Annotated in this window: 6 protein-coding genes; 3 read left to right on the forward strand and 3 right to left on the reverse strand. The window is 57.9% G+C overall.

What is annotated here, in order from left to right:
* Positions 1-46: 46 nt before the first annotated feature.
* Positions 47-5,017, reverse strand: a complete 4,971-nt coding sequence (locus HCK86_RS21665) for an autotransporter domain-containing protein (protein ID WP_176086575.1) — start codon at positions 5,015-5,017, stop codon at positions 47-49.
* A gap of 463 nt (positions 5,018-5,480) precedes the next feature.
* On the opposite strand from HCK86_RS21665, the gene HCK86_RS21670 reads away from it, so the two are divergent.
* Positions 5,481-5,744, forward strand: coding sequence for a hypothetical protein (locus tag HCK86_RS21670; protein WP_176086576.1), 264 nt, complete (start codon positions 5,481-5,483; stop codon positions 5,742-5,744).
* A gap of 723 nt (positions 5,745-6,467) precedes the next feature.
* Entirely contained in the window at positions 6,468-7,943 is a 1,476-nt protein-coding gene (locus HCK86_RS21675; protein ID WP_176086587.1) for a protein adenylyltransferase SelO, read from the forward strand.
* A 141-nt stretch (positions 7,944-8,084) separates the two neighbouring features.
* Here the strand turns inward: HCK86_RS21675 and HCK86_RS21680 are convergent, their stop codons facing one another.
* On the reverse strand, positions 8,085-9,050 hold the full coding sequence (locus HCK86_RS21680) for an AraC family transcriptional regulator (protein WP_176086577.1): 966 nt from the start codon (positions 9,048-9,050) through the stop codon (positions 8,085-8,087).
* Positions 9,051-9,107: 57 nt separating this feature from the next.
* Between HCK86_RS21680 and HCK86_RS21685 the strand changes: the two genes are divergently transcribed.
* Positions 9,108-9,842, forward strand: a complete 735-nt coding sequence (locus HCK86_RS21685) for an SDR family oxidoreductase (RefSeq protein ID WP_176086578.1) — start codon at positions 9,108-9,110, stop codon at positions 9,840-9,842.
* Between the two features lie 152 nt (positions 9,843-9,994).
* Here the strand turns inward: HCK86_RS21685 and HCK86_RS23985 are convergent.
* A partial coding sequence (locus HCK86_RS23985; RefSeq protein ID WP_210260000.1) for a hypothetical protein occupies positions 9,995-10,215 on the reverse strand: 221 nt, incomplete at its 5' end.

The following is a 10,215-nucleotide window of genomic DNA, read 5'->3' on the forward strand; positions in this document are numbered from 1 at the left end:
GGCAGATTGCGCGCCCCGGCCTTGCGGTCTTGTCGGTTTATCTGTCTCAGAAGCGGAAATTGAGCTTTCCGGAAACCGTCTGGCTGTTGGAACCGCCGCCGAACAGCCCGGTATAATCCACGCCGATGGAGACGGTCTTGTTGAGCTCCGTGACCCAGCCCAGGCTGACAACCGCCTGATCGGACGCCAGTGGCGTGCCCGCTATCATCTGCATGTCGCCGCCCAGCGCGAAGCCGACATTGGCAAAGGGTTCGACATCGCCATAGGCATGACGCCAGCCAAGAGCCCCCGTCAGCTTGTTCTGCGACGCACCGATATCGAAATCCCATGCGCCACGCAGACCGACGGTCGTGTAGCCGGTATTCATGTCGGAATCGAGGACCGAAAGTGCCAGCGCCCCGCCGGCTTCAGTGATGTTGCCGGCCTGGTAGTGGACATAGGCAGCATCGAGGAAGGGCTCCAGGCGCATGCCATGGCCGACGTCGAACGTATAACCCACTCCGCCAAAGAGCTGGAAGGTGCCGGCTGTATAGTCGCTTTCGAGATCATCCTCCAGATAGGTCATGGCGATGGTGCGGTTGGTGTTGATGTCGTGCCAGGTATAGGCCGCACCGAAATCGACACCGATCGCCCCCCAGCTGCCGCCGCCATAAAGACCGAAGGTGACATCATTGCTGGTGCCGCTGGCATAATGATCATCCGCCTTGAAGGCGGAGTGGCCATAGGCGCCGAGTGCCCCGAGACGGAGATTGCCGAAGGCTGCGGCATCGGCGCCGAAAACGAAGCCGCCGACATTGTTGCTTGCACTGGCAGCGCCAGTGGTGCTGTCGCCGTCGAAGCTGGACCATGCACCATAGCCCGTTGCCCAGAGATCGATACCGCTGTTGCTTTCGGCGAATCCGTCAAAGGCTGGCGTGGTCGCCGCCGCCGGCTGGGCGGCATAGTTGGAGACCGTCGCAATGGCCTCACCGGTGGCAATACCGCCGGAGACATCACGGATATGGCGTCCGGCAACATCGCGCACATAGCGGCTGTTGGCCACCATCGCTGTCGCTTCCGAGGCATAGATGTCGCCCGATAGAATCTGAGCCGCCCAGTCGCGGTGCTCTGCGCTGATCAACGCGTAATTCACCAGAAGATCATGCCGGTTTCCAAGCGAGATCAGCGAGTGGGTCACCGCGGCACTGTTTGTCGTCATCTCATCGGCATCAGCGGCAAGACTATCCGAATTGACTTCAAGAAAGATTTTAAGCGATTTGCCGTCGGATGATAACTCTGGGGAAAGACCAATCGTCTCATCACCACTTGAGAGCACCGTCTGCTGTGGTTCGACATCCACGCCGCCGTTTTCTGCATCGACGAAGTCAATCTCCTGGGTCGATGTAATAATAATCACACCTTTATTGATGATGGAGTCGTCAGGCCAATGGAAATCCAAAAATATCGTGCCCGCGGTGAGGGATACCAGGCCGTTCACCTTGAGCATGGCGCTGGTCGGAGAACCACCGTAATAGTCCGTGAAATTGGCGGCGAAGTGCATTTCGGCATCACTGTCGGCCATTGTCAGGCTATTAGCGTTGGCAACCAGCTGCGGATTGTCCGAAGTAGACATGTCGAGTTTGCCATGCGCCAACATGACGATATTGCCCGCCTGCGCGCCATTGGATACGAATCTGAGAGACGGCAGGTCATCACCACCGACATTGATCGTACCGCTGAGCGAACCATCAAGCTGCAGCGTGCCGCCGGTGATATTGGTCGTTCCATCGAATGCGGAGCCGTCGCCGGTGAACTTGGTGTAGCCCGCCATATGCTCGATCAGATGCGTACCCGGATTCTTCACGGCCAGGGTTTTGGAGAATTCATATTGATCGTCCTCCGTCGCAGTGTGATTGAAGATAATCGTTGCCGTGCCTGCACCGAACTGGACTTCCCCGTTCCCTGTCAGACTTCCCGGCTTATATTTCGCCGTTTCATCGGGATCGCTGCCAAAAAGCAGGGTCGCCTGCGATGATGAAGCATCATAAGTGAGCCAGAGGTTTCCCCACAGATCAAGTACACCTTGATCCTGAAGTATGATCAGGGCAACGGCTTCAGGCGCGGTTGCGGCATTCACGCCCTCTGACTGTCCCAGCGAGCCCAAGCCGCTGATCGCCAGGACACCATAACGCGTGTCGACATATCCGGATAAATCCTGTCCAACTGCGAAGCAGCATTTCTCAATAATGATTTGTCCGCCGCTGAGTATTTCAATCCGGGCCGGATTGACCTTGTTGTGGTTGCCAACATACATTCCCCAGAGCTCTGTATTGTATCCAATTTTTATGATGCCTTTATTGATGACCTGAAGCATGGAGTATTGTTGCGATTCCGCACCGCCAACAACGCTGGCACCCGAGAGCGTAAGGCTGCCGCCGTCGACAATCATGGTCGAGGCACCCGCCGTCGAGGTGCTATCGTCATCCACGATGTCGTTATAAACCTCAAACTTGGTGGCGGTCATGGTGCCTGTGAGCCTAAGCGTTCCCTCTGCCACCTGAAGGTCACCGACGATGTTGTTTTTTCCGGCCAGCGTGAGTGATCCCGCGCCCGTTTTGGTCAGGTTCTGGGCGGTCGATACAGCCCCGCTATAGCTGATAGTGGATGCAATGACCGTCGGATACTTCATTGACGCGACGTCAATAGTGGCGGTTTCCCCATCCTCGGCCCAGGGCACCAGCGTACCGCCGGTCAAGGTGTAGCTTTGCCCATCATCGGTAATCCCAAACTTCAATGCGCCAAAGAACTGGACCGATTCCACCGTGACGGTTCCAGCGTTTGCGCCGGTAAAAATGGCTGTAATCCCTTGCTTATAGGGCCAGATCTCGGGTTGCATAGAGCCATCTTCGTTGGACCAATCGGGCATGCTTTGGCTCCAGGTTCCAGAGCCGCCATAGAGCCCATTCGTGGTCTGGCCTGCTTTGCCGCCATTCCAGTAATAGCCGGAAGTATCGAGTGAATCCCATATCAGGTAGACTACCTTAGCATTATAGTCGATTTGGATTGTATAGTTCTTGGGAACTACATCGAATGATCCGGATATACTGCCGGTATAAGTGATGATCGGATAGGGATCCTGCGAAAAGACGCTCGAAAGTGAAGCTTCCAGCGTACCGCCGAGCGTGACGTTCCCGTCGACGATGATCAGGTCATTGACCACGCCAAAGCGATTGGCAGTGGTGAGTTGAAGCTGGAGGGTGGCTGACGCGTTGAGGGTCAGATCTCCCTCGATCGTCAGCGTGCCATGTGCGTTACCATCGATGTCTCCGGGCGAAAGGTACGGGCTGGTGGACTCGCTTGTGGCATCAAAGGTTATGCCGGCGGTGTCGGTACCAACGACCACACTGCCGACGGTGCCTGAGCCTGCGAGCGTTCCGCCATTGACGATATAGCTGCCCAGCAATTCGTACTGATCGACAATATCAAGATAACCGCCATTGACTTCGACAGTTCCCGAATAGGTGTTATCATCACCATCGAATAAAGTGAAGCCGGCAAGCTGCTGGATCAGTGCATTGTCTACATTTGCGCTGGCCAGGGTTACACCAAAATAATACGAATCGTCTGCCTGCGCCGTGTGATTGAAGATCAGGGTCGATGAACCCAGACCGAATTGCAGAGTATCGACATCAAGTTCACCCGGTTCTGCGGTCGTTGACAGTGACGTATTCGAATAGGCCGCACCGATGACCAGTGTGGCCGCGCTTTGGTTACTGCCAGAGCTTGCGACGGCGGCGAGGCTGACAACACTGTTGGATCCTGAAACTTTTACCGTGCCGCCACCAGACAGAATCAACGTGCCCGTGCCGCCATTGGTACCAATCTCGATTGGCGTACCGCCGGAATAGCTGGTCGAGATCCGCGAGTCTGCGCCGTCTACCGTGACAGTGGCGCTACCGCCATTCGTACCGATGGAAATTGGGCCATTGGTGCGGATCTGGCCGCCCTGTTCAACATAAACTTCTGCAACGCCTTTATCACCAAACGTTATGGTAGCGGTTTTAGCGTTCGTCGTAAGCGTCAGATTACTCTGGGCGCCGCTGATCGTAAGAGTGGCTGTGGCGACTCCCGATCCCACGATAACTCTTGGCGAGGCTCCCGAGCTATTCGCAGATAAACTACTTCCGCCGGTAATCTCCAAACTACCATAGACAACTAGAAAATCGGCCGTAACTGTACTGCTATTTTCAATGACCATTGCACCCGGCGTTTCAGAGCTGCTGCCAATTGCCAGGATGCCGGCCCCCCCGCTGCATTCTTCAGCGTTTCCGCAAATTTGGACCACACCAGCGTCGATGGTCACCGAGGCCTGTTCTCTGTCACTTCTTGCGACCCATAACATGTTGGTATTGAGTGCACCCGTTATGTAAAGCTCACCATCTTCCACGTATATACCGCCCCCTACTAGACTCGTCGACGGCGCGTTAAGAACCAGCTGCCCCCCGCCGGTCTTGTATAACCCTGATCCCAGAGACAAAGCGGAGGCAATCACCGGCGCCAGCCCGTTATCAACATAGATGGTTGCGTTTCTGCCTGCAGTCAGGGTCTGCCCCGTCAGCGTATAGTTGCCGCCACTCTTCATCTGGTTAAAGTCCAGCTCGACGAATGACTGGGGTGAAGCAAGTGTCACCGTCCCGGCCGCGGTCCCGAACACCGCGGTACCCCCGGCCCAGCTTGATACCGTTCCACTGCTGTCTGACCAGTTGCTCGCGCTCGTGGACCAGGTTCCTGAGCCACCATTGCCACTGTTCCAGTATTGGACCTCTGCTGCCTGTACCGGCAACCCGGTCAAGCTCAGGAGACCCGCAGTTGCGATGATCAGCTGGCCGGTCAGCAATGTCCCGGCCCATAATTGCGCCTTGAGGCGGCTTCGCCCGGCAGACTGGCCTGCCAGAACCCTGCGGTCACGGACTTGCCGGCGATAGGCGTCGGACGCGCCCGACCGGGCGGGCGTCACTTGATTTTCGATGAGATGCATGAAAGGTCCCCCGACCTGAAAAACAACCATTGATTGATTTTCATTCCAGCATAAGCCCGGAATGTCATTGTCTTGGGCGACGGTATTGGATAATGGAAATATCAACAATATCGATGTAATATAACAATTTATAATAGTAATATATATGCCGTAAAGCTGTTGCGATTATACAACTATGGCGATAACTTATTAAAGTCTGAACCTATCCAGTGTTCGGCCAGCGGTATCGCCTGGCCCTCGGCGGAGCAGCAACACCAAATTCGCCGCCTGCGCCGGGGACATCGCGTGCGAAAAGATGTTCCACCTTGCTGTAGTTACGCATAGAATATATCAATACTGATTTAATATATAACACATATCTATTTTAGATAGATTTAAGTCTATATATAACACAAACTAAATTTTTATTAATAATACATTGACGTAGAAGGCGATTGTACAGACGAATAAAGGAATTCTGAAAATGATGAATGGAATTGGATCCGGTTCGGGCAATCTCAACCAGATGAATAATTCGCCTATGGTCGACGCACAGCAGCGGTTTGCGAAAGACATACGCAATGCAGGCAGGCCTGGCTACCCTGCCATTGGCAGCGCCGAGTACATGGAAAATGTCCGCAACCTCGGTCAGGCCTCGAAGAATATAGGCGAAGACGCGCGCAGAAACGCCGACGCCGCTATTGCGCACATTCGCCAGAATCAGCAGCAGCCGCAGCAGCCACGCTGAGTGCCTGCGTGATTCTTCGCCGCAGCAAGGCACAATCTTGCCGGCTGCAATAGCCGAACCGGCGGCCGGAAGTTCACTTTCCGGCCCGCCATTGCCTTCGCGCCGGACCGCAATACCAAGCGTCGATGATTAGGACCTCTATGACCGGAGCACTTCTGAAAAAGCGCCAGGCGATGGTGTGATGAACCGCAGCCTGGCCTTTGCCGAGAGCCCGCGACGGTGACAGGGCGTTATTCGATGAAATCCTGAACCCAAATGCACAAGCCAGGCCGGAACCTGAAATCTGACCAGACCCGAAATGCCCGGCGTCATGGTCCGGCGCTCAACCGCTATGGTCTCGTTCCGTCAGACACGGCGGAAGGTCTGGCAGGCTTTGAGCAAAATATGCAACTGTCCGTCAGCCCTGGCGATTAAGCAGCATGATTTTTGGCCTATACTTCCAGCGGTAGCCGAGCATGCTGCATGATCGTACCAACGGCCAGGTTTCAGTCGATCGTCGAGAGGAACTCGGCCGCTTTCGTTCCAACGAGGGCACTGCCTTGATCCTCGGTGTGCTTCTGTCCTGTTCGGATGGATCGGCAACTTCCCTGCCCATGTAACCTGTCAGACAGAGGCGTTTCGGGGCAGGCATTGCTCTGGAAATCCGGCATCGGCAACGCCACCTATGTTAAGAATGGTCGAGAGCCAGCGGCCACGCGGTTAGAAGGAAGCGATGCGGAAAAGATGACGGTAGATTTCGATTTCGACAACAGCTATGCGCGTCTCGATGCCACCTTCCACCGGCCAACCGTGCCGTCACCCGTCGCCGCACCGCATCTGCTGAAGCTCAACCGGCGGCTCGCCGCTGAACTCGGGCTCGACGCGGATCAGTTGGACAATGCTGAAGGGGTTGAAATCTTCGCCGGCAACAGGCTCCCGACAGGGGCCGAGCCGATCGCGGCCGCTTACGCCGGACATCAATTCGGAAACTTCGTGCCGCAACTCGGCGATGGGCGCGCCATCCTCATCGGCGAGGTCGTCGACCGAGAGGGCCGGCGTCGCGATATTCAGCTGAAGGGGGCTGGCCCCACCCTCTTCTCGCGCAACGGCGACGGACGGGCAGCACTCGGCCCGGTCCTGCGGGAGTATCTCGTCAGCGAGGCTATGGCCGCGCTCGGCATTCCAACCACGCGGGCGCTGGCCGCGGTTTCGACGGGAGAGCCAGTCTACCGGGAAACGGCTCTGCCGGGTGCGGTTCTTACGCGTGTCGCCTCCAGCCATATTCGCATCGGCACCTTCCAGTTCTTCGCGGCACGGGGCGATGACGCCGCAGTTCGAAAACTCGCCGACCATGTGATCGACAGGCATTACCCCGAGGCCGCGGGCGCCGCCAATCCCTACCGTGCTCTTCTTCAGGGCGTCTGCGCCCGCCAGGCGGAACTCGTCGCGCGCTGGATGCAGATCGGCTTCGTGCACGGCGTGATGAACACCGACAACATGTCGATTGCCGGGGAAACGATCGACTACGGCCCGTGTGCCTTCCTCGACGCCTACGATCCCGCGACCGTCTTCTCCTCGATCGACCGGAACGGGCGTTACGCCTACGCCAACCAGGCCCGCATCGCGCACTGGAACCTCGCACGTCTGGCAGAATGCCTGCTGCCTCATCTCGATCCGGACGAGAACAAGGCCATTGAAGCCGCACAGGACGTCCTCTCCGGCTTTGCCGACGCGTTCAACACCGCTTATCTCGACGGCTTTCGCGCGAAGATCGGTTTGCAGACACCGCAGGCGGAAGACGCCACGCTGATCGAGGAGCTTCTTGGGCGCATGGCACAGCAGAATGCGGACTTCACCCTGACCTTCCGCAGTCTCGGCAAAGCGGCGGAAAGCGGTGAGGCCGATGGGGCGCTGCGCGGTCTCTTTGCTGACCCAACCGCCTATGACGGCTGGGCGGTTCGCTGGCGTCAGCGCCTCGCGGCAGAACCGAGGAAGCCGGGGGAGCGTCGCGTTGCGATGGATGCGGTCAACCCGGCGATCATTCCGCGCAACCACCTCGTCGAGGAAGCGCTTGCCGCCGCGATGACCGGCGACCTAGCACCCTTCGAACGCCTGAACATAGCACTGGCCACACCCTTCGAGGATCAGGCGGAGTTCACCGATTACGCCGGCCTTCCGCCGGTGCCCGAGACGGCCTACCGAACCTTCTGCGGCACCTAAACGCGCGGCCTGAAGCGACGCAATCTATTTGGCGGACCGGGGAGCGGCGCTTTCAATGGCGGTTAGCGGCATCATTTCTGCCAGTCGGGAAACCGAGCCCAAAGCGACCGTCGCGCTGAGGCCGTTAATGCCGTTGGAATTTCAAGGTACTGAAGTGCCAGTTTTCCCGCGCGCATCCGCACTCGGCGAACACCCGAAGGTGCGCAGAAACGCCTGAGAAAACGCGCTTTGCGACTGGTAGCCGACGGCATGGGCAATGTCGGCGACAATGGCTTCGCCCTGAAGCAACCGTCTACGTGCGAGGGTCATGCGCCAGGAGCGCAAATAAGAAAGAGGCGGCTGGCCGATCCGACGACTGAATTCTGCCGAGAAAGCGGCCCGTGACATTCCAGCGACAGCCGCAATATCGGCCACGGTCCAGACGCGCGCGACATCGGCATGAAGGGCTTGCAGGGCCTTGCCGATCCGAGGGTCGGACAACGCGCCGAACCATCCGCATTGTGCAGGTCCGGCCTGCTCCGCATGTGCGCGAAATGTCTCGACCAGCAGAAGGTCTGCCAGGCGTGCACTCACGATCGTGGAACCGATCGCACCTCGTTCGATCTCCTGCGACATGAAGGACAGGATGGTCGAGATGGCATTGGCCCCTGCCATGTGGCACTGAACAGAGATGAAGTCCGGCAACATTTCCAACAGGAAATCGGCGTTCGGCCCTGAAAAGGTGACTGTTCCGCCAATTGAAACCACCTCATCCCCGCCGACGCGGACGAAGTCGCAACGGGGATCTTCAAAGAGGTGCCGACCGTCCTCCGGCGGCAGCTTTGGGTCGCTGGAAACGGCATAGTCCGTGCTCCCGATCAGGCAGACATCCCCGGCCTGCATCAGCTGCGCCGTGCGTCCCTCAGTCTGCATCCAGCACTTCCCTCGCAGCACGGCCACGAATTTCAACCGATCCATTGCAGGGAACGACAGCGCCCAATCCCCTGCAGCCTCGAGGCGGGTCTGCCGCGTCACGCGGGCGCCGAGCACTTCAAGCACGTCGGAGAGTGGGTCGGGCTGAGATGTAGACGATTGCGACAAATTGATGGACTTCTTAGCATCGATCATCTTGCGTTGGTAACATATATCCGTGGCAAGCGAAACAGAGCGAAAGGATCGCAGCTCATGACACTCGAAGGTAAAGTCGTCGCCATTACCGGCGCAAGCAGCGGGATCGGACGTGCCACGGCAAAACTGCTGGCGGCCCAAGGCGCAGCGATGGTTCTGGGTGCCCGCCGCGAACCGATTCTTGAACAGCTTGTCGCAGAGATCACCGCCGAGGGCGGCAAGGCGGCCCACAAGGCAACGGATGTGCGCCGCCGCGCCGACCTCGAAGGACTTGTTGAAACCGCGGTCCAGCGGTTCGGCAGGCTCGATGCCATCGTCAACAATGCCGGAATCGGACCGATCTCGCGCTTCGACGCGCTGCGCGTTGAGGAGTGGGACGCAATGATCGATGTGAACTTTCGCGGCACGCTCTACGGAATTGCGGCCGCGCTTCCGGTCTTCACCCGCCAGGACTGCGGGCATATCATCAACGTCGTTTCGACGGCCGGGCTGAAGATTCTGCCGACGATGGGCGTCTATGCCGCGACCAAGAATGCAGTGCGAACGGCGACCGAGGCGCTCAGGCAGGAGGCGGGCCCTAACCTGCGGGTGACCGAGGTGTCTCCGGGCATGGTTTCGACCAATTTCACGCAAACGATCACGGATCCTTCTGTCAGAGAGATGATCGACGGTCGGATGGGCGATATCGGAATGGCCCCGGAGGCGATCGCCCGAGCAATCCTCTATGCTCTCGAGCAGCCGGCTGATGTCGAAGTTGGTAGTATTGTGGTCCGGCCAACCGCACAGGGATAACAGGTGAGACAAGCGGCAAGTTTACCGCACTGCTGGCCACGGATGCTTGGAAATGCTGCTTCGAGGCCCGGACGGCCGCTTCGGTAAAGGCCCCGCCGCAGCGGCCCAACAGGACAGAGAATGTCCGCAGAGGGCCGAAAGCGACTATGCGCCTATTGAGCGTAAATGTCTGCTTCGCCAATTTTTGAAGCCGAAAGCTGCCGTTCGTTGCGTCTTGGACGGATGGCGAAGACGCGCAGGAACCGGACGGCCGACCTAGCAGCTGGAATGGTGCCTAGGCTCAGGACTTCGGTAAAGGGGCCGTTCCAGTCAAGCGAAAAGTGACGGCCGCAGCAGCGCCATTGTGCTGCCACTGCGGTAAATAATCCCGACA

This window comes from Martelella sp. HB161492 (assembly GCF_013184775.1).
GTDB lineage: Bacteria > Pseudomonadota > Alphaproteobacteria > Rhizobiales > Rhizobiaceae > Martelella.